This window comes from Enterobacter adelaidei, assembly GCF_041937165.1.
Lineage (GTDB): Bacteria > Pseudomonadota > Gammaproteobacteria > Enterobacterales > Enterobacteriaceae > Enterobacter > Enterobacter adelaidei.
Genome location: NZ_CP154353.1, coordinates 3890126 through 3914910 on the forward strand (window position 1 = coordinate 3890126; position 24785 = coordinate 3914910).

20 protein-coding genes are annotated in these 24785 nt (G+C 53.6%); all 20 read right to left on the reverse strand.

All coding sequences use genetic code 11. The features are described from left to right. Position 1: 1 nt before the first annotated feature. Positions 2-3418, reverse strand: coding sequence for an ImcF-related family protein (locus AAHF05_RS18910; RefSeq protein WP_129324636.1), 3417 nt, complete (start codon positions 3416-3418; stop codon positions 2-4). After that, on the reverse strand, positions 3415-4617 hold the full coding sequence (locus AAHF05_RS18915; protein ID WP_374936412.1) for a hypothetical protein: 1203 nt from the start codon (positions 4615-4617) through the stop codon (positions 3415-3417). Before AAHF05_RS18915 ends, AAHF05_RS18910 begins: the two co-directional genes overlap by 4 nt. Positions 4618-4619: 2 nt before the next feature. Next, positions 4620-4883, reverse strand: coding sequence for a PAAR domain-containing protein (locus tag AAHF05_RS18920; RefSeq protein ID WP_129324638.1), 264 nt, complete (start codon positions 4881-4883; stop codon positions 4620-4622). Positions 4884-4927: 44 nt separating this feature from the next. Further along, positions 4928-5155, reverse strand: coding sequence for a DUF1311 domain-containing protein (locus AAHF05_RS18925; protein WP_129324639.1), 228 nt, complete (start codon positions 5153-5155; stop codon positions 4928-4930). Next, on the reverse strand, positions 5152-5451 hold the full coding sequence (locus AAHF05_RS18930) for a hypothetical protein (protein ID WP_129324640.1): 300 nt from the start codon (positions 5449-5451) through the stop codon (positions 5152-5154). The genes AAHF05_RS18925 and AAHF05_RS18930 overlap by 4 nt, the downstream gene beginning before the upstream one ends. 87 nt (positions 5452-5538) lie before the next feature. Then, positions 5539-6135 carry a hypothetical protein gene (locus AAHF05_RS18935; protein ID WP_129324641.1) on the reverse strand — a complete coding sequence of 199 codons (597 nt, stop codon included), beginning with the start codon at positions 6133-6135 and terminating at the stop codon, positions 5539-5541. Continuing rightward, on the reverse strand, positions 6122-8908 hold the full coding sequence (locus tag AAHF05_RS18940) for a hypothetical protein (protein ID WP_206737114.1): 2787 nt from the start codon (positions 8906-8908) through the stop codon (positions 6122-6124). Before AAHF05_RS18940 ends, AAHF05_RS18935 begins: the two co-directional genes overlap by 14 nt. 13 nt (positions 8909-8921) lie before the next feature. Then, positions 8922-9464, reverse strand: a complete 543-nt coding sequence (locus AAHF05_RS18945) for a DUF3828 domain-containing protein (RefSeq protein WP_129324642.1) — start codon at positions 9462-9464, stop codon at positions 8922-8924. A 114-nt stretch (positions 9465-9578) separates the two neighbouring features. Beyond that, entirely contained in the window at positions 9579-11936 is a 2358-nt protein-coding gene (locus AAHF05_RS18950; RefSeq protein ID WP_129324643.1) for a type VI secretion system Vgr family protein, read from the reverse strand. A 5-nt stretch (positions 11937-11941) separates the two neighbouring features. Beyond that, positions 11942-14602 carry a type VI secretion system ATPase TssH gene (gene tssH, locus AAHF05_RS18955; protein WP_129324644.1) on the reverse strand — a complete coding sequence of 887 codons (2661 nt, stop codon included), beginning with the start codon at positions 14600-14602 and terminating at the stop codon, positions 11942-11944. A 172-nt stretch (positions 14603-14774) separates the two neighbouring features. Beyond that, positions 14775-15266, reverse strand: a complete 492-nt coding sequence (gene hcp / locus AAHF05_RS18960; RefSeq protein ID WP_028019678.1) for a type VI secretion system effector Hcp — start codon at positions 15264-15266, stop codon at positions 14775-14777. A 13-nt stretch (positions 15267-15279) separates the two neighbouring features. Next, positions 15280-16947 (reverse strand): OmpA family protein, encoded by a 1668-nt coding sequence (locus AAHF05_RS18965; RefSeq protein WP_129324645.1) that lies wholly within the window; start codon positions 16945-16947, stop codon positions 15280-15282. After that, positions 16947-17666, reverse strand: a complete 720-nt coding sequence (gene tssL / locus AAHF05_RS18970; protein ID WP_129324646.1) for a type VI secretion system protein TssL, short form — start codon at positions 17664-17666, stop codon at positions 16947-16949. Before tssL ends, AAHF05_RS18965 begins: the two co-directional genes overlap by 1 nt. After that, positions 17663-19012, reverse strand: a complete 1350-nt coding sequence (gene tssK / locus AAHF05_RS18975; protein ID WP_028019675.1) for a type VI secretion system baseplate subunit TssK — start codon at positions 19010-19012, stop codon at positions 17663-17665. Before tssK ends, tssL begins: the two co-directional genes overlap by 4 nt. Before the next feature lie 18 nt (positions 19013-19030). Next, complete coding sequence (tssC, locus tag AAHF05_RS18980; protein ID WP_028019674.1) at positions 19031-20578, reverse strand: type VI secretion system contractile sheath large subunit; 1548 nt, start codon at positions 20576-20578, stop codon at positions 19031-19033. Between the two features lie 33 nt (positions 20579-20611). Next, positions 20612-21112, reverse strand: coding sequence for a type VI secretion system contractile sheath small subunit (tssB, locus tag AAHF05_RS18985; RefSeq protein WP_028019673.1), 501 nt, complete (start codon positions 21110-21112; stop codon positions 20612-20614). A gap of 662 nt (positions 21113-21774) precedes the next feature. Further along, positions 21775-22404: an NrsF family protein gene (locus AAHF05_RS18990; protein WP_049005029.1), complete on the reverse strand. Its 630-nt coding sequence runs from the start codon at positions 22402-22404 to the stop codon at positions 21775-21777. Next, positions 22391-22948 carry a sigma-70 family RNA polymerase sigma factor gene (locus AAHF05_RS18995; protein ID WP_129324647.1) on the reverse strand — a complete coding sequence of 186 codons (558 nt, stop codon included), beginning with the start codon at positions 22946-22948 and terminating at the stop codon, positions 22391-22393. Before AAHF05_RS18995 ends, AAHF05_RS18990 begins: the two co-directional genes overlap by 14 nt. 20 nt (positions 22949-22968) lie before the next feature. Then, on the reverse strand, positions 22969-24201 hold the full coding sequence (locus AAHF05_RS19000; protein ID WP_129324648.1) for a protein-disulfide reductase DsbD: 1233 nt from the start codon (positions 24199-24201) through the stop codon (positions 22969-22971). Positions 24202-24221: 20 nt separating this feature from the next. After that, positions 24222-24773 carry a peroxiredoxin gene (locus AAHF05_RS19005; protein ID WP_028019669.1) on the reverse strand — a complete coding sequence of 184 codons (552 nt, stop codon included), beginning with the start codon at positions 24771-24773 and terminating at the stop codon, positions 24222-24224. Positions 24774-24785 lie beyond the last annotated feature (12 nt).

The following is a 24785-nucleotide window of genomic DNA, read 5'->3' on the forward strand; positions in this document are numbered from 1 at the left end:
CTTATTCCCCCTCCGTGGATGCAAAGGTGTTATTCACAGCATCGGCGCTGACCGAGAAAATCGATGCCGGCAGGCTGAACCCCTGTAGCTTCAGCAGCGCCAGCGGGCCATCGCCCAGCTCGCTGCGCATAATAAATTTCAGCGGATTGCCGTCCTGTGTTATCCATACCAGCTGGGTTCGGCTGCTGTCGAGCGGGGTGATCAGCGCTTTATCCAGCAGACGGATAAAGCCCCAGTTACCCTGGTTGTGTTCGTACAGACGCATTCCTGCGGTATTGCTGCGCCAGCTCAGGTCGACGCCTGGATAATAGGTATTCCCCGGCCAGGTGAAGCTCTGCCAGCTTTCCATCTGGTTGAAGTAATCCAGATTCTGCCCGTCCAGCGCCAGTTGGATACGTGCAACATCTCGTGAAGGACGCGCCATCAGTTCAAAATGCACGCCTGCATCCCCCTGCGCAAAGACAATATCGGAGATATCCGCTAGTTGGTTGATCGCCGCCAGGAATACTGGGTTGACGGTCACCCCCTGACTTGCGGAAGGATCGACCACCCAGTGGTTGCCTTCCTGATGCAGGATCCCGCCAAGGTTCGTTTTGAGGAATGCCGCGATACGCCCGGAATCACCACGCAGGAACTGCGCCAGAAGAGGAAGTGAAGCATCACTTCCCGTAGCCTTAAACGGATAGCGCCCGGCAAATGCCGTATTCCACTGCGAGACGATAGTGCTCTGCCAGCGGGCATTGAGGCTGCCTGCCGCCGGGGCCAGCACTTGGCGCCAGGCCAGCTCAAGAGGCTGCACAAACAGCGCCTGGCCAAAACCGTTCCACTCTTGTCCAAGGCTTGCCGCCACAAGGCTGCCGTAATCGCGGGTGTCGGTCAGGTCAATCGCTTTACCCTGAAACACGGTCTGGGCCAGCATCTGAGCCATCGCCTGCGGATCCGGCGCACTGGTCACCTGTTGCAGCTTGAGGCGCACCTGCGTCACACGCGCCAGCCAAGACTGGAAGCTCAGGTTGCCGTTACTGCCCGTGCCGTCTTTCCCGACCATCAGGCCATTGAGCGGGCCAAACACACCGTCCAGCGGACCTTTTGGCCCCTGAGCCTGTTCAATAAACTGCTGTGCGTTCTTTTTACGGCCCACCAGCTTCTTCGCCGAATCGACAATTGAATCCGCCAGTGCTTCGCCCTTGGCTCCCGTCTGCCCCTGCCAGGCTAGCGTGTTCATCAGCGCCACCAGCGGTGACTGACGCACATCCGCCAGCAGGTTGAGCTGGGCAATCGCTTCAGACAGCGATTCCGCCTCGTGCCACTGAATGCTGTTCGCCAGGTTCAACCAGGCATTACCGAAATCGGTAAAGTAACGCTCGGTCAGGCGCTGCTTCAGCGCTTCCGGCGAGATATCGCTACCAGCCTGATGAGTCTTATCCGTCAGCACCCAGTCGATTTCTGCGCGGCGAGTTTTCACCACTTCATCAATAGCAGTTTCAACCTGCTCTTCCCACGCCTGCCGGGTGAACATCCCCGGCACCACTCCTTCGGTACTGAACAGCGTTGAGGCATTGGTATCACTGGTCATATCTGCCAGGGTTAAATCCGGCCAGTTACGGGCGATGCGCTGCAGCATTTCCTGATACAGACCAGACTCCGCATTACGCTGACCAATCTGCTTAAGCAAAATCTGACGCACAGTCCCCACCAGCTCGGCATCCGGTTTGATTGCCCACTCGGGATGAGACGGCAGATTCTGGGCATAGAAGCCAAGCAGTTTTGGAGCCTGGGTTTGCCATGCGCTGTCGGTTACGCCCGCACGCGTCGGCCAGACTTTCAGCATGTTTGCTGCCAGCCAGGGACCATCCGCTTTATCGGGGCGCGCCAGCATCAGGTAGCCCTTGAGCAGGTTATAGGTTTTTTGGGTGGCGGCAGTTCGCGCATCACTGGCAGGAGGCAGTTGCACGAAGGCGTCCAGTTGGCGGTGGAGCTCATCGGCCAACGCATCACGCATCAGCCCCTGATTATTGCGGGCATACAGGGGCCAGAGTGAATTCAACGTTTCACGGTCCTGATTCAGGCCAAACGTTGTGTACCATGGCGCGCCGTGAGCTTCCCGGTCCTGCAAACGGGCGATGGCCTGTTGCAGAACCAGCTGGTTGCGCAGACGTTCTGTCAGCGGCTGGCGGGTATCGGCAGCAACACGCGCCGTTTCCTGCGCCTGATAAATCTGCGCCCGATTAACCACCAGTGAAAGCAGCGTTCCCGCGCCCCACAGCAGAACCAGCGCCAGCAACACGAATCGCAGAACTCGCGGCCAGTGGAAGCCAATTTTACGGGCGTGAACATGGAGACAATCATCTTCCAGCGCCTGCCATGCAGGCGGACTTAAGCGTGCATTCGGCAGCGTGGGAGTCGCCACCTGAGCAGGGCTGAACATCACCCCACGCAGGCGATAAGGTGCCGGGTCTGTCATCAGGCTGGTCAGCAGCGGCGTTAACTGCTGTTTGAGAGGCCCGCGCAGCTGATCGGAGAGTTGTAGCAGCCAGTCGTGTCGGGTATCACTCAGCAGCACGGGCATGCCCGCATCGCGTAAACGGGAAGACAGCGTGGTCAGTGATTCAACCGCCGCTTCCGGTGCAGCCCCCGGCCCGAACAATGAACCAGTCGCCGGAACGCCCTCGCCCTCCTGGCTCCAGGCTTCTTCACGGATAAACCACAGCCAGACCGGAGCCTGCCAGCCAAACAGCGAATCCCCTTTCTGGCGGCTGCGAACGAGCGTATCTAGCGCGGCAGCATCCGGAAGCTGGGCACAATCCATCACCTGCACAATACCGTCCACCGGGCGCTGAGGACGAATCTCATACAGCACATCAACAAATTCAGGTTCGGGCGTGGCTTTTGCCTGGCCCGCATGGGTCAGCACAATGCCGTTGTTTTCCTGCCAGTGGTCACGCTTAAGGCCCGGTACCACTTTCTCGATATGATCATCTGTGCCCTGCACCAACAGTAAGCGGACTTTGGATTTCCAGCGACGGCCGTAGCGCAGGCGGAGGTGATCGATGAGTGGTTCGGCGAGAAAACTACCTTCGATCCGTTCCTTTTCATCAACGAACGTATTCGCCAGATTAGACGCTGGCGCACTGGCAGAATCACTTTTGTTTTTCCCCCACTGCTTGCGTGCGCCACTACGACCGGCAAAGAAAAAGTGCTTTTCCAACCCCCAGGCAATCAGAAGAACAGCAACACTGATTGTTGCGCAGACTAAAAGCACCCGTTCAATGGCATAAGGCCCCAGTCCAAACTTTGATGCCATATAATCGCTGCCCGAGGTCAGCAAAAAAACAATGATGGCATTCAGAAATATGAGAGCTAAAAACGTCGCACCAAGAAGTGATTTTTCTTTGGCTTTTTCTTTTAATTTTGTCATTCCCTGATTACTTCCTTCTGTCGTTCTTCTGCTGTAATAGTGTCAAGCCAGATATCGTCACTCCTGGGGTCAGAATGGGCGGCAATAAACTGCACGCCACTTTCCTGAACAACTTCACCGGCTAATGCAACCGCTATCCAGAACGATGCGTTTCCGGGAAACCCGAGAACTTCATCTATATTTTTAATATCGTCAGTCAGGCTGAGCGTTGTTTTGTTATCTTCGCAGGCCTGATTCAACCCTGACAAAGAGGTTACCCCCTCGCCAGTCATCCATATTCTCTTTATCCCTTCCGGCTTTATTTCCGCCCAGCGCAGGGCATGCATCATATTGTGGGTCAGCGTCTCGTTACGGCTTTTTTGAGGACGGTGCAATCTGACTGCATCCGGGAATCGATGACTTTTGCGGTTACAGAGCACTATCGACGTAATGGCTTCAGCGTCGTTTTCTTCAGGCGTTGAGCGTAATGAAACAGTGAGCACGATCAATACGGAAGGTTTTTCCCAGTAGCGATCCAGCCAGTAGTCCACGCAGGCAGGTCCGTTAACAGATAACCTGCGCAGCGATCTTTCTGATTTCAGCATCACCAGTTGAAGCAATGCAGCCTCTTCTTGTTCTGATAATCCCGCATCACATTCAAACATCACCCAACATTCAAGCGTTTCAGGAAGCTGTTCGAGTACATTCTTAACGCGAATTGCCGCTTTGGTGAGCGCCTCTTCAAGGGCAGCAGGGTTAGTGTCAAATTCAGTCAATCTGGAATGTCGTACAGCAATATTTCCCACGCGAGGTTTGACGGTATCCATCACTGGCATGCCCTGCTCTATTGCCACCAGCAGGGTCCCCACACCACGACCAGCCTGAGTCTGCACAAACGCATCCAGAATCCAGGCAAAACGTCTCCCACGGGAGATCTCATCGCTTTCAATAAGATCACACTCGTAGGTAAAGCCAGCCCCGCCCTTTTGTTCAATTCTGTAGCCCACCCGCCGGAAGTTGAACAATATCCCCCACAGGCAAAAAGGCAGCCCCAGTGCGGTGAACCAGAATACAAACCCACTTCGTTCATCCGTCCATTGCCAGAGCGTTAGCGTGGTGCCTGCTATCAGAAGAATAAACAAACAAATAACCCAGCGCAGGGTTAGCGGCCGCACGATCTTTTCAGCATCGGCGGGAACTTCATCCAGATAAACCGGCATTTTCAGCCAACCTTTCCTGCAGAAAACGAACTAATAAGCGTGCAGCCACACCCGCATTTATGGCCATGAAAGGCAACGGGGACGCCGTTATCAAGATAATTGGGATTGCCTTCGACAATGGTTGTCGGGCCGTGCCCCTCAACCGGGCATGTCACTTTATCGCCTTTACGAGCGACACCAATGCCGCCGAACTTCATTGTGGAAGAACAGGTTAATACTGAACCGCCGTGAGTTGTTTTGTCGCCTTTACGGATAATGGGTAGCATTATGGAAACCTTTTTAAATTAAAAACCTGACAGACGAAAAAGTATTAATTTTGAATTTGGTCCAGCAAGTCATTTAAATCATCGACTCTCGAGATATTCATATCCATACGAAATACGCTATACATTGGAGAGCCAATCATAAAACCCTGAACATCACACCAGTTCTCACGAGAAACAAGCCAGCTCTTTTGTGCCAACTCGAAATTTTTAGCGACATCGGGAACATTTCGGGATTCTATTATTGTATAAATTTTTTGATAGATGACTTTCATGTCTTTCTTTGTAGCAGCTGCTGGTAGTTAAACGGCACGCTGCTGTGGCTCATTTGCAGGTCTGCTTTTGCTGCCGCCAGCAGGGTCTCAAAAATGTTTTTCACCAGACCATCCGGCGGTGTTTTGCCGTCCAGATGGTCGAAGGTGGTGGCTTCATCGGTGATGGTTTTAAAACCCAGCTTTTCAAAATCGTACTGCGAAAGTTTTTCCACACCTTTGCCGTCAGTTGGAACATAGCCGTGGGCAAACGGCAGGTAATAATATGCCTTCTTCTTCGCATTCTGCTCTGTTTTCACCTGGCTCAGCTTCAGGATTGCTCCGCCGTCTTTCGCTAGACCTTTATTAGTGAATACGCCTGTCTTCAGCCCCCCTCAACAGCATAGTCAAGGAAGGTATTTATCTGCGCCTTCATCATCACCAGTGTCAATTTCGCACCGTGACGATGTTACCACGCTAAATGTATTAGCATTGTATTTGTAGGCAGCATTGGCGCACTTAGTTTGTTTAAAATCCCCATTTTCTGGTTTGTTCTGTCCAGATACCCATACCAAAGAACTATTTGGGTAGTATTCGATAGAAAATGAATCAGGAGATGGTGTTCCGTTGTCAATAGTAGCGAAGTATTTAGTATTGCCATTAAATTCTGGTAGAGTAGATACAACCCTTCCCGTTTTTTTATCGATAACCCATCCGCAAACCCAACCATCATTTCCGCATTCTTTTGATAATACCCCCCCCTTACTGATCACCAGACGATAATGCCCAGAAAAATTTACTGGTTTAACCAACTCATTCTCGATAAGCGAACGCCAATCAGCCGAGAAGCCTCGCTGAACTGCCGTTAGCTCAACTTTGTTCACGAATGGACCAGAGCTAATCACAGTCGAATAATCTGAAAACTTTGGACTTGAACCATCCTCAGAAAAAGCATCAAATGAGAATAAAACAAAGAAAACAAACAGAATGTTAACTACTTTCATTTTTTGACTCCTCAAGAACTCTGACCATATCATCTGGCTTGATATGTGCTTTATTTATTCCATCACCAGAATAATAAGAAACACCCTCACTTTGAGCATAGCGCCTTACGCCTATTTTTTTATTATTCTTATCTCTTTTGAAACTACCATCATCATTTTTTTCGAACTCCGTCTTCGAGCGACTAATTTCTTTACCTTTGCGAACACCTGCTGAAGCGAACTCTTTTGCCCAATCGTATATCGCATCCTCTACGCTGCCATTCCCTTCAAGATAGTTGATTATAGCCGGGCGTTTTACTTTAATTAAATAACCCTCAAATATTCTATCTTGCATAGCCTCGTTATATAAATCATTTGTATTTAAACCCAATGATTTTATTGCTGCTTTCAATGCATCAGGTGTAATCTGGAACCTTCCAGTCGCAAATAATCCATTAGATGATGCATCATCCTGACAATCTCGTACTTGCTGTAAAGTCATTGCCGTAAGGTTTGTCTTGTAATGCGGAGTATAAGTCACATGAACATTATAAGCCGTGTAGTCATTCTTAGATTCAACATTTCCAAGAAAATCTGCAAACTTACTGTGCGCCCATCCAGTTTTGCTCTTCAGTAACGCCCCCAAAAACATCACCGGATGCATATGCCATATCATCGGCCCCAGCTTCTCTTTCGCCGCCTCCTGCATCCAGACCATCTTATCGATATATCCTTCGCTGTAGGTCTTCCACTCCGGTGCATCTTTGGTCAGGTTTTTCAGGAACGGCTGCCAGATGGTATCACCCTTTTTGTAGTACCACTCACTCGGATGCTTCACGATAAGTTTGCTTCTGGCATCACGGTATGACGGGTTCTGCACGGCACTCAGATATTCCTGAGGGGAATACGGCGTCTCTCTGCTTTCTATCTTGTTCAACAGCCGCTGGTAGTTAAACGGCACGCTGCTGTGGCTCATTCTCGGGTCTGCTTTTGCTGCGGCCAACAGAGTCTCGAAAATGTTTTTCACCAGACCATCCGGCGGTGTTTTGCCGTCCAGATGGTCGAAGGTGGTGGCTTCATCGATAATGGTTTTAAAACCCAGCTTTTCAAAATCGTACTGCGAAAGTTTTTCCACACCTTTGCCGTCAGTTGGAACATAGCCGTGGGCAAACGGCAGGTAATAAAATGCCTTCTTCTTCGCATCCTGCTCCGTTTTCACCTGACTCAGCTTCAGAATAGCTTCGCCATCACTCGTTCTGCCTTCGTTAGTGAACGCACCCGTTTTCACGTTTTTCTCATACAGCGGCAGACCTGCCGGACACTTCAGCCAGAGCGGAGTTGCCTGTCCGACTTTTTCCGGGTTTTTCAGGAAAGCTTCCAGATTGTCATCCATGCTCAGACACTCGATATGTACCTGATAGCGGGATTCATATCCTCCCTCTTTCGGGGCCTGGAAATACCCGAGGTGCCCAACGGCATCGCCAGCCTTAATCGCATACGGCGTCGGGCACGCCACGCTGTCAAACAGCATGGTCTGTGTGAAAGGTGGCAGAAGCTGTGTCCACCAGGCCGGACGGGTGGCTTCTCCCTTTACCGGAATGACGTTTTTCTTGTCCACCAGAATCCAGTACTGCTGGCCCGGTTGCAGTTTGGTTTTACTTTTTGTGTCTTCCGGGGAAAGCCCCAGGAAAGTCACCAGCCCGTAACTACGCCCTGCGCTTGTCGTTCTCAGGCTTGTATCGGCATCATCCCACTCCACCCGGGAACCTTTTGGCATTGTCGCCACCCGGTACGAATCATTCACACTTTTGCTGTCAGCACCGGCACTCAGCAGCCATTCCGGCTTATAGGCCGAAAGGCTGTCGTTGACCGTCCACTGCTTTTTCCCGTCACTTGCGCTGTACGCAGACCACGGAGCCAGATGCATATAAAGCGTGTAGAAATGCAGGCCGCTTTCTTTTTCCTCTCCCGGCTGAACGTAGTGCTTTACCAGCACAAACGAACCGGAGAGTTTCATCGGCCCAGTTTCCCATGGTGCATCCACGTAATCGCGGCAAATGCGGTAAGCAACCACCTCACCATCCGCCATACAGCGCACGGCCTGTTCGCCTTTGTAAGGCACGGGGAAATCGACCGCTTCAGATGCAGCCTTGCCACTCAGCGCACACCACGGCGTAGTCGTGTTGGTAATATGAATACCGCCATGCCACATGCCGTTGCGGCCCAGCATGTAGGTTCCCGTCGGTTCGCCATCCAGGTGCGCAAGAATGTCTTCTACTGGAACAAATTCCTGACCGTTTTGTTTTTTTATCGGGTAACAGATTTTTATTTTGCCGGGTTGACTGTTTTCAGGTTGTGTTGCTGTTTGTTCCGTCGCCCCATAGCGATACATTACAAAAGCTGGTTTTGTATTCCGATAAAGCTGACCCGGATAAAATCCTCTTAGTTGCACAAAGTCCGATACCCAGTTAGTACCATTGAAGATTGCGATATGTCCGTGCGGATGACCGTCAATAGGTTGAATAACAACGACATCACCAGCTTGTTGGCCTGGAATAATTGCAGTATCAACAGAGCCGTTTCCTGAGTAGGTATATACAACCTTGAATCCTACCTCGACAAAAGAGGGGCCATAGTCACATGCTGACGCAGAATTTCCTATTCTGGGAGGAGGGATTCGAATATGTACCCCACCTGCTTCAGTTGCTCTTCTAACGTACGCAGCACATTTACCCAGACTCCTGGGCTCAGCATGACTATTGACATAGCCGATTGAACGATTTTTATCCCACATATTATCAGCCTTTTTAATATTTAGTCACACGGCTAATTTTCCAGCTGCGTTCAACAGGTACTAATGAAACTTTTAACCGCATTACAGGCTCCGGATACTTTCCTAAAGACACTTTAAAATCAGCACTAGCGTCACTTTTCTTTAGAGGAGTTATGTTAATAACTTTTTTCCAGGTAGGATAAATATCCTGAGACTTTGTAAAATAGTTAACATCGGTCTCAACCCAGACACCATCCCAATTACAGATATAATCTCCTTTACTACTTTTGCAATCTCTTTTTTTAGCACACATTTTTTCCAGGTCCTCACCACTTGCTGAATCATCAGAATCATAGTTGCACAGAGACGAGTTGTTCACGCTCTTAATAACATCACTTAGAACATAGGTAGTAACAAGATCAGAGCTCGCAGCCTTATCCTCACTAATGTAAGAGTGATAAAAATAATTCAAAACTTTCTCTGCTGAATCTAATTGAGAAGAATAAGACAGTCTCGAAAAAAGAATAAACACCACCAGAATAGCAAACTGACCAAGACATTTCTTTTTAAAAATCATAAAACCCTCTCAATAATAAAGGCCGTAGAAAATAGCCATTAGCTTTGCACCATAGGGAACTCATCTATCGTTATTTATTCTTTTATGACAACAATCTTTACTTCAAGAGTAATATCAATCACTCAGTGATTTGCTAGTGACATTTTTCATTTGCGAAATGTCAGTCACATTAAAGTCAGGTGCCTCAACAGGCAGGTTATTTCCGGAGCCCGGCACTTCATAACTTGCGGCTTTCGTAATGAAATCCCCGTTAGACCCGTGCTCAATCCCGCTTTCACTCAGCTTGAGGTAAGACCCCCCGCCATTCAGCGTCAGGGCTTTCGGGGTGCTGATGGTGATTTCATCCTGACTGCTGGTGACCGTGAACTGCTGGTCGGCGCTCATTTCCAGCGTACTGTGCTGTGCGCGAACTTCAACATTGCCCAGGTTGGCGATAACTTTCGCCCCGGCCTTATGGGCAAACAGCCCCAGAGACTGCTCAGCGCTCACCGTGACATTTTTCATTGCCCCGATATCGACATGCTGGCCTGCGGTGACCATGGTGTTTTTTGCGCTGGTCAGCTGCAGATGCTCGCCGGAGGTCAGGGCCACCCCCTGCGGGGCAGAGGCCAGCACCACTGCCGACTGCAAATCTTTCAGGCGGCTCTGGATCAGGTTGGTCTGCGTCTGAATATCGCAGGTCAGCGCTTTTGCCTGTTCGGCTGCGCCGTTCAGCGCCTGCATTTCGCTGTTGGCCTGGGTAATCTGACTGACTGCCGGGTTCATCTCCAGCACCTGCCCCTGGCCTTTGGTCTGGGCATCCGCTGTCAGGTAAACACCGCGGGCGGCACGCACGGCACCAAATTCATCCGTGCGCAGTTCAAAGCCGGTACCGCGCTGTTCACGCCGGGCATCGACCAGGTGGCCGATATTGAGCTGGGTCTTGCCAAACTCCGTCGCGAGCTTAATGTGCTCTTCCTGGCGCTTGTCTTCCAGGCGGAGTTTGTTGTTTGCAGGCGTTCGCAGAACGTTGCGCGTGTGGTTATCGTCAGTAACGTGATCAGGATGTTCCGAATCGTGCTGGGCATGGGCGATATACGGGCGATCGGGATCGCCCGCGTCGAACATCACCGAGACTTCGGTACCGTCCAGCAATGGTGCGTGGAAGCCGTAGTTGTCGCCAGCATATGGCTTCGCCATACGCAGCCACAGATAGGCATAGCCCTGCTCACTGCTGCTGCGGTCAAAGTCGAGCTTCGTGCGGTAGCGGCCCTGATTGTCCAACCAGGCATAGGTATCGCCTTTCTCGGTGCTTTCCACACGCGCGGGCAACGTTCCGGCGATCACCGGGCGGTTATGCAGCGGCGGGCGGTAGCACACGGCTTCGCTGTAAGGGAGCCCGGTAAAGGTCATCTGAAAACTTTTTTTGCGCGACCCGCTGCTCTGCACACCCGTAATGACGATACCGTCTTTCAGGCTGGCTGGCAGTGAGCCCTGCGGCTCAAGTACTTCACCCGGTGCCAGCACCGGGCTGGTCGTTTTCCCTGTGACCGCCTGCTGCGCATTCAGAATACGTTCATGACGCAGACGGGCATAATACGCCCCGCTTTCCGGGGTGTCGGTATCCCCTTCACTCAGGAAAGGCTCGGCGTAGTGATATACCTCCCCCGTGGTGAGGCCATCCGTCGTGCTGACTGACGCGGAACTGTCCTGCGGCGTCAGCGCTTCGCGGTAGTTGTAGTCGCGGTTGGCAACGCTTTCAGACACCACCAGATGCCCGGTTTTGATATCCCAGACGCTGAGCTGGCCGTTATCACTGGTGCGTGACGGCTGGATCAGCGGCAGGGTGACGCCAAACTGATACTGCTCCTGGCTGTCCTGGAAAATCACCACATCCTGTTCAAGGCAGGCGTCCATTTCAAAGCGCCAGAAAATCCCGACTTCTGCCAGCAGGCGCTGCACGAACTCAAGGTCGGTTTCGCGCCACTGGGTGATCAGCTCGCGTGCCGGATAAGCCTGCGACAGGCGGAATTCGAAATCAGCCCCTTCCAGCCCGTGAGAACGCAGGATCTGCTCCACGACTTCCACAACGGACTGATTGAGGTAAATCTCGCTGCGTTTTGTGTGCTGTAACAGCGCGATGCGCGGCACAATTTTCAGCGTGTAGTACGTTTCATCCGCCGAAGTCGAAAGACGCTGGAATGTCTCAACCACACCATAGACGGTACGCACAGGCGTGGCAGGCAGACCGTTATACAACGGAACCTGAAACGTGAACGACGCTGGTTTAAGCAACATGCTGTCGCTGGCAATATCGCCAGCGGTGCAGGTCACTTTAACGGTGTAGTGCCACGGTTCGCTGAGTTTCTCCTCCGCTTTGAAATTGAAGACATCCAGAAAGTGCGGGCACTCGTGAACGTTCAGCTTGTAGCGGGACATCCCCAGAAGTTCGTCGATTTTTTCCTTTTCCAGGGTAATCACTGAATCACTCATGGCGTTTATCCTCTGACAGGCTCAGTAGCCGGTTCGTCAAATACCAGCACGATCCCTTCTTCCTCATTCCACCCTAACGTCAGTGAAGTCGGTTTCTGCTTCGCCGCCATATGGCTGAGCAGCTGCTGGCTAAGCACCGGCAGAATTTGCTGGTTGAGCAGGCTGTCGACGTTACGCGCTCCGGTATCAGGAAGCAGGCAAGCGGATGTGAGCGCGTCATACAGGCTTTCATCGATTTGCGTGGTCAGGCCGTAGTGGCGATGTAAGCGCTTGCTGACTTGTGCGAACTTCATCTCAACGATGGTGCGCATAGCCGCTTCCGCCAGCGGGCGGTAAATCACGGTCTGGAAGCGGGCAAGCAGCGCCGGCTGGAAGTGGTCTCGCAGTATCGGACGCAGCAGTTCGTGGAGATCGCCTTCGGTGGCCTCCGGCTGTTCGTCGAGCAACTGCATCAGGTGGTCGCTGCCAAGATTCGAGGTCATCAGAATGACGGTGTTACGGAAGTCGATTTCTCGGCCTTCTCCATCACGCATAAAACCGCGATCGAACACCTGATAGAACAGGTTCATGACGTCTCGGTGCGCCTTTTCCACTTCATCGAGCAGTACCACGCTGTAAGGGCGCTTACGCACCGCTTCAGTGAGAATCCCGCCCTGTCCGTAACCGACGTAACCCGGAGGCGAGCCCTTCAACTGGGAAACAGTGTGCGGCTCCTGGTACTCGGACAGGTTGATGGTAATCAGCGATTTTTCACCGCCGTACATCACGTCTGCCAGTGCAAGCGCAGTTTCAGTCTTACCGACGCCACTCGGGCCAACCAGCAGGAACACGCCCTGCGGACCGTTCTCGGACGTAAGCCCGGTTTTCGCCGCACGCAAGCGCTGGGCGATGGCGGTCAGCGCCACATCCTGCCCAACCACGCGTTTGCCAATTTCATTTTCCAGGGTTAACAGCTCAGTTTGCTCGTCCTTCATCAGCGAGGAGAGTGGTACGCCCGTCCAGTCGGCAATCACGGTGGCAACGGTGCGTACGTCCACATCAACGGAGAGCAGCGGGTTGCTGCGCTGCATTTGATTGAGTTCCTGTTGCAGCGCGTGGGTCTCGCTCTGGCGGGAGATGTCCTGGCGGCATTCCAGCAGTTGTTCGGTGAGTTTCAGCTCCTGACCGTACTGGGTTTCCAGTTCGTCGAGCCCGACGATAAGGTCGTTCTCTTCCTGCTCGATGTCGGTCAGGCGTTCACCGTGGCACTGATTGCCGACCGCAATATCTTCCAGCAGCGCCTGCTTCTCCATTTCAAGAGAGGTAATCTGCGCGCGGATGCGGGTCAGTTGTTCCGGCATAGTGTCGAGGCTCATACGCACGCGCGCAGCGGCGGTGTCCAACAGATCAACCGCCTTGTCCGGCAACTGGCGGCCGGTCAGGTAGCGACGTGAAAGCGTGACCGCGGCACGGACCGCATCGTCTGTGATATGCACGTTGTGATGTTCGGCGTAGCGGGATTTCAGGCCGCGCAGCATCAGGCAAGCAGTGTCATCGTCCGGCTCGTCGACTTTCACCATCTGGAAGCGGCGTTCCAGGGCGGCGTCGCGCTCGAAGTATTGTTTGTATTCAGACCAGGTGGTGGCCGCAATGGTGCGCAGTTCGCCACGTGCCAGCGCGGGTTTCAGCAGGTTCGCCGCATCCGCGCCGCCGGCCTGGTTACCGGCACCAATGATAGTGTGGGCTTCGTCAATAAACAGCAGGATTGGCACTGGTGACTGCTGCACGGCATCAATGACGTTTTTCAGACGCTGCTCGAATTCGCCCTTCACGCCTGCACCCGCCTGCAGCAGGCCGAGATCCAGGGTGCGCAGTACCACTGGCTTGAGGGATTCCGGCACATTGCCCTCGGCGATACGCAGCGCCAGGCCTTCGACCAGCGCCGTTTTGCCGACGCCAGGTTCGCCCACCAGAATCGGGTTGTTCTTGCGACGGCGGGAGAGAATGTCCACCATCTGGCGAATTTCGGTATCACGACCAAAGACCGGGTCGATCTTGCCCTCTTTCGCTTTGGCGGTAACGTCGAGGGTGAATTTATCCAGTGCGTTCTGCAATGCCGGACGGAGTTCACCTTCTTTCACTTCGTTACCCACCGGGCGGCCAATAATTTCCGCATCGCCAGCGGAAGACTGTACCTGCTCTGCTTCCTGCTGCACTTCCGGGCGCTCGTCGGACTGCGCATCCAGCAGCGGGCGCAGGCGCTCCAGCTGGCTCTGACCCAGGGTAAGCAGTGGCCACAGGCCATCACAGTGGATCAACTTCGGGCTTTCAATTAGCGCCATCAGCAAGTGCTGACTACGAATGTATTCTTCACCCTGCAGTGAGGCCGCAATCCACGCCTGTTTCAACAGCGTATTGAGAGAGTCGGCAAGCTGCGGGCTGCTACGAACCGAGCGCGGAAGCCCATCCAGCCATCCCAGCAGTGCCTGCCATATACCGTCCATGTCCCACTCGTAGCGGCGCGCCAGCACCGTGAGGTCGCCTTCGACCTGCTCCAGCAGCTTGAGCAACCAGTGCTCCGGCAGGATTTCCGCGTGTGCGCGAGTCTGGCACAGGGAGGCAGCGCCTTCCAGCGCACGAGCGCAGTAAGGATTGAGACGACGTAACAGGACGGCTGAGTTTTCCATTTTTCTCTCTCTTGATGATTCCCGGGCACGCTACCGCCCCTCGCTGTTCCCTGTTCATCAGGAACCCAAAGCGCATCAGGTCAGGCAGGCAGATTGTGTGATTCTTTGCTGAGCGCCCATGCCAGCGGACGCTCAGCAAAAAACTGCGGACAGGGCCCTGTCCGCATGCGACTTACGCAGTAGCGCGTTCATTCCAGGAATCGGAATGAATGATGTTGCCGTCTTTGTAGGTCCAGGTGATTTTTTCGTAACGCAGTTCGATCTGCTCGAGGTGGTTGTGCTTCTCGAAAGAAGGATCCTTGATGTCGTGCATCACAGGGTTCACTTTCACAACTTTCACGTTTTCCAGTTTGGTGTTGAAGTACTCCACTTCCTGGCCAGCGTCGTTGATCTTGTACCACTTGAATTCCGCAGACTTCAGGGTCTGACCGGTGGTCACAGCCTTGTAGAGGTACGGGCTGGAGGAGTCGATTTCCTTGGTGAACAGGAATGGGGTGTGGATACGGGTACCAGTCAACTTGCCGGTGTTGTTATCGGTTGGGATGTACAGGTTATGCTGCTGTGCAACCACTTCGATGCTGCCTTCACGATCCTGAACGTCCACAGAACCTTTGATGTCCGCACCGCCGTCGTCTTTCAGCCAAAGATAAACAGGAATTGCCATCGGATTTACTCCATTAATGTTGAGAAACGTCATCATCCTGCGATGACGCTGAGGTTTTGCCGGGTATCTGACAGGCATTTGCCTGCGGTACCAGACTGATTTCGACACGGCGGTTGAGCGCTCTGCCCTCCGGGGTGTCATTGGTTGCGACCGGGCGGCTCTCGCCATAGCCCTGCACCGCAAAACAGCTTTCCGGCACGTCACCGGTGTCACGCATCCAGTCGCGTACCGCTTCGGCACGCTTAAGGGACAACGTCTGGTTCAGTTGCGGATTGCCGGTGTTATCGGTATGCCCGGACACGACAATCAGCCAGCCTGGTTTGGCCTTGATGCCCACCAGCGAGTTGACCAGCAGTTTGGTGGAGCCGGATTTGAGCTCGAATTTGCCCGAGTCGAACAGCGACATGCTGTCGAGGCGAACAATTTTCGGCACCACTTTTGGTTTTGGCGGCGGCGGAGGTGGTACGTAGGTATCGATGGCCTGCTGAACGCTCAGCCACAGGCGATCGCCCGGATAGAGTCCCAGACCATAACGCTGCGGCTCGCCCTGGCGCTGCCAGCGTTCCAGCAGTAAAGCGTCCTGCTGTAGGGCATACAGGGACTGCGCCTTCGGTGCGTAGTGCGTCATTGGAATGGCATACCAGCGCTGCAGATCGGAGGCGATACGCCCGATTAGGGACTGGTTATGTAGCACAGACAGACCAAGTGCACTGACAATGCAGAACAGCAGGAACATCACCACCCGACGCCCGGTTTTCCCGCCCTGAAGTGGCATGGCAAAAGGTGCAAGCAAAGGCAGAACAGGGTCTGCAAAGTGCCACAGTGCGGGATACGTCGCGGTTGCAACTGGAGGGAGCAATTTCGAATGGCGGAACAACCACTGTGGCCAGACAGCCTCTGTAAGAGTACGAAGAGAGCCACTGCGAACAACCACCGCAAACGGCGTGACGGCCGGGCACAGACTGTCCACTTTGGTCAGCTCATCCATCACCACCTGTTGTAACATGCTCATAGCATGGGATAGATATGGCAGACGAGTCACGTTTTGCGGAAGAGCCCGCCACTCATCCAGCGTCAGCGCCGGTTCATCCGCCGGGCAGACCAGCGGAGTTTTACCCCGGATCACAATCCACGGTGTTTCTGGGCCGGAAAACTCACCCACCAGTACAACTGGCGGCAGGTAGCCAGAAAGATTCTTCAGCTGTTTCACCTGCTGGCGGAGCACTTTCAGGGAGGCACGCAGCAATCCTTCATCCTCGTGCAAATCCGGCAGGCAGCGGAACATCACCACCAGTTGTCCGGCCATGCGAGGCTCACGCGCCAGTAAGCGATCGGCAAATTTACTTAACTGATCCGTTGCACCGACGTTCAGATAGCAGCCCTGCGCAGTGGTACGACACCCACCTTCCGTAAAAAGGTGATCGCTGAGATCGCCGCACACCAACAAAACTGGCCCGGTAAAACCAGATGGAGGATACACGCCCTCATCGGCTTGCTTCCCGGCAGGCTGCTGACGACGATAGCGGCGACGAATCACCAGCAAGGCTAAAATGATCCCTGCGAGCGTCAGCGCGCTTTTGAACAGCGCAGAGATATTCAGAAATCCCCAGAGAACCCAGAGTGCAGCAGCCAGGCAAATCAGCACCGGAAATACAGCCCGTAGTAGTGCAGATCTTCGCATCAGAGCAGCTCCGGAAGTTGCTGGTGCAGCAGGTCCTGCAACCACAGGTGACCACCCGCCCAGACCAGCACCGTGAGCACCACGGCCAGGATTATCCAGAACCACACGGAACGCAGAAGGTTGTAACGACGTTTTCCGGTTTTCTGTACGACCAGATCCACACCGGTCTCCAGAGGTGGCACTCGCTCATTCAGGGCAGCAATGACTTCTTCACGCTGCTCCTGCCCGACGCCGGAGAGGCTGAACTGCCCCTGGAACCCCAGCGCAAGAACACGCTGGTAGCAGGTCAGCACAGCCGGGACCGGAGACGGCTGGCGCAGCACTTCAGCAATACGGTCGTATAACGCGCCGCCCGCACGCAGCGAACCAAAGTAACGGGCCTGCAGCGGTGCAGCACGCCAGGCTTTGATACCTTCGTCCACATCGTTCTTCTGCCCCCCTTCAGACCCAGATTCACCAGCATCCGCTTCAGGAGCAGCAACGACAGGTTTACGGTTCATCACCGCTTCATCCAGCAAAGCGCATTGCGCATAAGAAATATGCGTGATGCTCTCGCTGTCATAACCGGCCCGCTCCAGTGCTTCACGAACGCTTTCCACCTGCACGCAGCAGTTTTTATACAGCGCCTGCCCATCCGGTGCCCTGGCACCGTGACGCAGCTGCGCCACGGTAAGCCAGGTGTCCGCCATCAGGCTGTCGATATCGATATCCTTTCTCATGAGCGCAGCACCGCAAATAGTTCAAGTTCAAGCTCACCCAGCAGTGACGGTACGTAGAACAGGCACACGCCCTGCTCCAACATGTCATGCGCCGCACGACTCTCCATATCCAGCACGAAGTACTGATTTTCCAGGCGCACCGGCAATGCCGCAGGCACGCGGCTGAGAGGGATAAGACCAATGCCTTCCATCGCCACACCGGAAATCTGCCCCACATCGTCCGGTGTACCGGCCATCGCCATTTCGGCAAACTTCTCGGCCACCTGCCAGGCAGGCAGATTCGAACGGACAGACAGGTAGAAATCGGCTTCTTCGCGCAGACGAATATCGTGCAGTACCGCCTTCCAGGTCTGCTCGTCCTGACGGGTCATGTTCACGGCAACAACACGCGACGGCAGGCTGGCTTCCAGCAGTTCACTGATCAACTCAAACAGCGGTGGGAAGGTATTTTCCGGTACCTGATGGTCGTATCCCGGGATGGCATCCAGATCGCGGTCCAGTGAGAACGTCAACATACTGCCAGCCAGGCGCACCAGTTCAGCCCAAACCTGTTCAGGATGCCGGGCCGGGAAGCGTTCGAACTCAGTCAGCACGCGGGCATGGGTATTCAGCGCATTCAGCAACCAGAACAGAGAGACGTCCGCCACGGCAAAATCCGCCATGCGATCGTTACTTTCACGACGCATTGCCATCAGACGCTGACGGCGGGAACGCAACTGGCGATTCAGCAAGACCAGACGTTCACGCAGGAGATTGCTCGCTGAGAACATTACCATCGGCGGCACAAAATCAGGATCCTGACGCCATGCACCTTGCCCGTCACGCAGCAGACGAGCGACAGCACAGGTCTGCCAGGCATCGTTACTTTCGTGATCGAAGCGGAATGCCAGATTAAATCGGGCCACCGCCATCGGCTCTTCTTCCTGTCCGAAGGCATCCTGAACCGTCACCCACTCTTCGCGATAGCGCAGCGGACGCTCCGCAGGCACCGTATCGGTCTGAACGTTCACAATCCCTGGCTGCATGACCGGCAGAGCGACAAACACGGTCACGCTGTCCGTACGGCCGGAATTCGGAGGCAGAATTTCGCGAGGCTCTGGCGACAGATCGCTACTTTGGGTATCAATCAGCGTGCCATCCGGCAACCACAGGCGCAGCGACTGCGCCTGTACTCGTCCGGAAGCCAGGAGCGCTTCATTCAGTTCCACGCGTTCGACCCCCCACGGGAAGGGGCTGGTCAACGTGGACAGGCCTGCACGGGAAAACGCCTCCCATTCAGACTGCTGCTGGAACTGTTGTGGGGCCAGCAAGGCCCCTTCGTTCCATAACGGACGATATATTTTCATCCCTGATTTTCCCTCGCCTTACGACTTGGCCTTCGGCATCTGGGAAACCAGTGACAGGTTGACGTCCATCCCTTCCACCTGGAAGTGCGGGATAGCAAACAGCTTCACGCGGAAGAAGCCCGGGTTATCCTCGATGTCTTCTACCACCACTTTCGCATCGCGCAGCGGGTGTGACGCCTGCAGCTCATCCCCCGGATCGGTCATTTCCGTCACCAGACCGCGAACCCAGGTGTTGAGCTCAAGTTCCAGCAAACGACGATCCTTAGTGGTGCCGATGTTTTCGCGCTGAATCAGCTTAAGGTAGTGCGCAATACGCGACAGCAGGAAAATGTACGGCAGACGGGCGTTGATGCGGCTGTTGGCGGTAGCATCAGCGGTGTCGTACAGCGCCGGTTTCTGGGTAGAGTTCGCAGAGAAGAAGCACGCATAGTCGCGGTTGCGGTAGTAGGACAAGGGAATGAACCCCAGATTCGCAAATTCAAACTCGCGGGTTTCCGGGATCATCACTTCTGACGGGATCTTGACCTGATTACCGGTGCCCAGGTCGTACAGATGGATTGGCAGATCCTGAACGGCACCACCGGCCTGCGGGCCACGAATTTGTACACACCAGCCGTTGTTGATGAAGCTGCGAACCATGTTGGATGCAAAGGCGAAGGATGCGTTGGTCCACAGGTATTTATCGTGATCCGGGCCTTTCACTTCTTCCACGTAGTTGAAGCTCCGCACTGGCACGGTATCCGGGCCATACGGCAGACGTCCCAGCACGCGTGGCATCACCAGGCCGATATAACGGGAATCATCCGTCTCGCGGAACGATTTCCACTTGATGTACTCCGCGCGGTCGAAGTAGTTACCAATGTCTTTGATGGCCGCGACATCTTCCATGGTATCTTTCAGGAAGAATTTCGGACCTGCAGAGCCGATAAACGGCATATGCGCGGCAGCTGAGACTTTCGAGATGTTACGCAACAGGGCAACGTCCTGTGCAGACGCGTCAAATTCGTATGCGGAAATCAGCGCAGCAATAGGCTCTCCACCCGGCGTGTCATACTCATCAATGTATGTCTGTTTATATAATCCGCTCTGGATAATTTCCGGGCTGTCTTCGAAGTCCTGACGCAGATCTTCTTTAGACATATCAAGCAGTTCGACTTTCACGTTCTGGCGGAAATCGGTTTTGTCGACAAGGGATTTAACGCCGCGCCACAGACTTTCTACCGCCTGAAAGTCTTCATGGTGCATGACAGCGTCAAGCTGACGGCTAATCTGGTAGTCCAGCTCTGCGATATGATGGTCAATCAGGTTTTTGTCGAGTTTTTCAACTTTTGAGCCCGATTTTGTCAGGCACTCCAGAAACACCTGCATTCCCGCCGTTAAACGCTCATCCGCAGTCGCATCCGACATCGCCTGCGCGTCCTGCCAGATATCCAGTGCACTCAGTTCAGACACCGGGTTCAGATTGATTTTCTCAAACAGAGACGCGTAAACCCCACCAGCTGCAGGACGTTCAAGCACCACACTCTCGCCACCAGCGGCATTCTCATTTTTTACAGACATCAACATCTTCCTTATTAATCCGTTTGAACAACGTGACCGTTATGGCTGTTTCGGTGCCAGAGCTGACAGCTCAGTTCTGAGTTCTGCGCTTAATTCCGGGTCGAGGAGAATTTTTTCCAACTCCTTTCGGAATGCCTGGTTATCCAGCAGGTTTGCTTTTAAATCACGCAGCAAATTACGCATGGACAGCATCGCCTTCAGCTGTGGAATTTGTCGTGAGACCTGTTCCGGTGTGAAATCCTTCATGCTCTGGAATGTCAGACTGATATTGTCTTCACTGCCATCACCGGCAAGCGTGTTTTTGACGGTCAGATTTACTTTTGGGGAATATTCGGAAAGCACAGAGTCAAAGTTATTTTTGTTGAGATTAACTTTTTTACGCTCGGATAATGACGCGGACTCCTGGCCATGACTGAAATCGCCCGCCACCAGTAATTTCAGAGGAAGCTCCGTTTTCTTACTCGCGCCACCGGTATGCAGATCCAGTTTTAGATTAATACGTGCCTTGGGAATTTCGGATTGATAGGAAGAGTTAGACATAGCTGTCCCTGTTCTATGGAGTTATAAAAACGATCAATACCAGCGAGAATTTAATAAGAATGGCAAACCCAGCCAGAACATCTTCCTGGTTCACATAATCCGACGAGAATCAAAATCCCGGAGTTAAAAGCGAGCGCATTCTATTCACCAGCATGTCGACACTGTATTTTGGGTATTTCTCTGAAATAAAAAATTTCGGATAAGACCCACTAGCGGTGAGTGTAGGAACGTTCCCTACGGGACTGGAAATGAAAATATGTAACAGAAAGTTACAAATTCAAATTTAACACAAAAAGATCATCATTCTGATTTATAAGAATTTTCTTTAAGACATCCATGTAAACCCCATGGGATAAGGCTGCTTAGTAAGCGACCGATTTAACTTAGAGATGAAATCGAGCAAAATCTCACCTAACTCGTGAAATATCTGATTTTGTACTTTTTAAAAAAAATGAGAGATTGGAAGGGAATGAGTATGTTTAAAATAGCATGCACACCCAGCATGGCGTGCAACATTAATTCATTTACAAGATCATTTAACACACACGAAATTATTCACAAAAAATATATATCAGTAGTCCACTACAGAAGAGTATCGAAAAAAAATATAAGATAATTACCGCTGTGAGCAATGCAATCACGCTCCGGCGATGCGTTTGAATTCACCTTACTCTGACCCACCGCCATCCAATAGCCATTGTCGCCGCCACAATCGTCACTCCCGCCGCCACATGCAGCAGAAAATCCAATGGATGTACCTCCACCGGATGGCAAAATGACAGTAACGTCAGCGCCATACAGGACACCCCCGCTCCAGCGATAGCTAGCGTGCGCAACGGATACAGCGTCCGCGTTCTGCGTAAATACGCGATCACAATCGCGACCATTGGCGTGCTGACCGCCATCATAAACAGATAGCAATTCACCTCGTCGGGATGATGGGCCTGAATATGCGTCCGTCCGAGGCTTAACACCACGCCCCCCAGCCAGAGTGCAATCAACGGTGCGAACCCTTTCCAGCCCAACAGCTTACGCCCGGCAATACTCAGCAGAAACGCATTGCGAATGGCCAGTGTCCCCATGACAAATGCCAGAATAAGCTGAAACGCCGCCAGTATTGCGCCGGATTGCGTCCAGTCCGTTGCCACACGCTGAAATACCAGACTGCTTAACCAGCCACACGGCAGTGCCATCAGCAGCCACGCGACAACGCGTCGGTTGCTTGCCCAGGGCCGACGTATCGGACTGGCATCCTGACTGAGTTTTGCAATTAAAAGATTATGATCGGCCATGGTTCGCTCCCATCCGGCGAAGGTTGGTTAGTGCTCTGTGTAGTAACGATTTCACGGCAGCAATGCTTAAATTATGACGAGCAGCAGCCTCCGCAAGACTCAATTCCTGTAGATGGATATGCTCCACAATCTGGCGCTGACGCGAAGGAAGCTGGTCTAATATCATCGCCAACTCTTCTTCCCTTTCTTCATCTTCCGGGGTGTTGTCAGAGACCTCCTCTGCAATCTGCCCATCACCCGTTTCACGTAGCCAGTGATGGCCACGCCTGCGTAATGCGTCAACGGTTCTGGCCCGGGCGATAGCCATCAACCAGGGCAAAAAAGGACAGGCCGGATCGTAGGTATGCCGCACCCGGTGAACCGTCAACAGGACGTCCTGAATAACGTCGTCCACCAGCACGCTGTCGGAAATCTGCTTGCGAACAATCGCCCGGATCGCCGGGACGATAGCCCGCAACAACTGTGTATAAGCCTCGCGTTCGCCCGCCTGAGCGCGAGCCATTAGCGCGGGCCAGGCTTCACGCGGCGCTAAACCGCTATCCATTTTTCGCCATGGCAGTTACCTCATGCTTTTTTACCGGATGCCTGATTCAGGGCGTTAACGACAATTGATGGCGTCAGAACCTGAGGAAGCACTTTCGGTGCGCTACCATCTGCAGGGTAAACCACGTAGAGAGGTAACCCACCCTGCCCGAAGGTGTTCATCGCATCATCAATATCGGCGTTAAATCTGGTGGAATCCGCCACCATATAAACCGTTCCCGTTTCGGCCAGGGCCTGTTTCACCGCCGCGGTTGAGAGTGACGTTCGCTCGTTCACCTGGCAGGTGATACACCACGACGCCGTAAAATCCACAAAAATGGCTTTGCCATGCCCGCGCATCTTTTCTACCGTCTGCGGTGACCACGTTACCCGCGTGATGTTTTCTGCGCTCAGCACTTCCGGCTGAGAGGACTGGGTGTGCATCACACCCGGTAGCGGGCCGATAGCCGCAATCAACAGCACCGCAGTGACCGCCAACAGCACTTTATAGGGCTGACCGGTATAGCGTCTGCGCTGTGCCATACCGTACAACCACGCCGCAAAGCTCACCACCACCGCACTCGCAAGCAGAGCCGCCAACGCCGTCGTACCTGCCTGCTGTGTAAGTACCCACACCAGCCAGGCAAAGGCACCGAGCATTGGGAATGCCAGACCATGCTTAAGGATATCCATCCAGGCACCTGGTCGGGGCAAGCGTTCGGCAATAGCCGGAAAGAGTGAGATCAGCGTAAACGGTGCCGCGAACCCGAGTGCCAGCGCGAGAAAAATACCCAGCGAAACGGCCGGAGTCTGCACCAGCGCATACCCTACCGCCCCGGCCATAAAGGGCGCTGAGCACGGTGTCGCGACCACAATCGCCAGCGCACCGGTTAATGCTGAGCGGGTAAAGGCGCCGCGCCCGACCGAGATTTCCCCTGCTCGTTGAAGCGGTAGCCCCACCTCAAACACACCGAGCAGGTTCAGTGACGCCCCCAGAATAACCAGCGCCAGTGCAGCAATGACCAGCGGAGACTGAAGCTGGAACCCCCAGCCAACAGCCATTCCACCCGCCCGCAGCGCCAGCAGTACGCCTGCTAAGACCAGCATGGTAAAAATCACACCCAGCAGAAACCCAATCCCTTCGGTGCGCGCGCTCCGGGTATCACCCTGATGACGTAAAATCCCTAACGCCTTAAGGGAAATGACCGGGAACACACAGGGCATAAAGTTGAGAATAATGCCGCCCACAAAGGCGGCCAGCATGGCTGTTAACATAGCAAACCCCGGCGGCTAAATTACGAGTGCGAATTTGCGTATTTTTTCACGGCATCCATGGTTTTCTGGATGTGCTCGTCAGGGTTACGATCGGTATAACTCAGCAGGATTTTGCCATCCGGCGCGATAACGAATGAGGTACGGTCAGACACCGTTTTACCGTTCATCTGCATCAACGTCTGGTATTCGGCTGCCACTTTCGCGCCAGGGTCAGCCGCAACGGCAAATTTATCGCGACACTCCAGCTTCGAGAATTCATCCACCTGATCGACATTCCCGGCAGTTACCCCCACCACGGTTGCGCCCAGTTTCCTGAAGTCATCCGTCGCTTCAGCGAAAGCATGAGCCTCAAGGGTGCAGCCTTTGGTAAATGCCGCCGGGAAGAAATAGAGCACCACCGGGCCTTTCTGCAGCGCCTGCTGAAGAGAGAAGGTGAGCGGTTTGCCGCCAAGCGCCCCCTGCAAACTGAAATCCGGCGCTTTCGCACCGGCTTCAAGGGCAGCATGGGCACTAAGGGTGAAAAGGGAAAGACTCAGAACGGCGGCGGCTAACAAGGTATTCAAACGTTTCATGGGCGGCTCCAT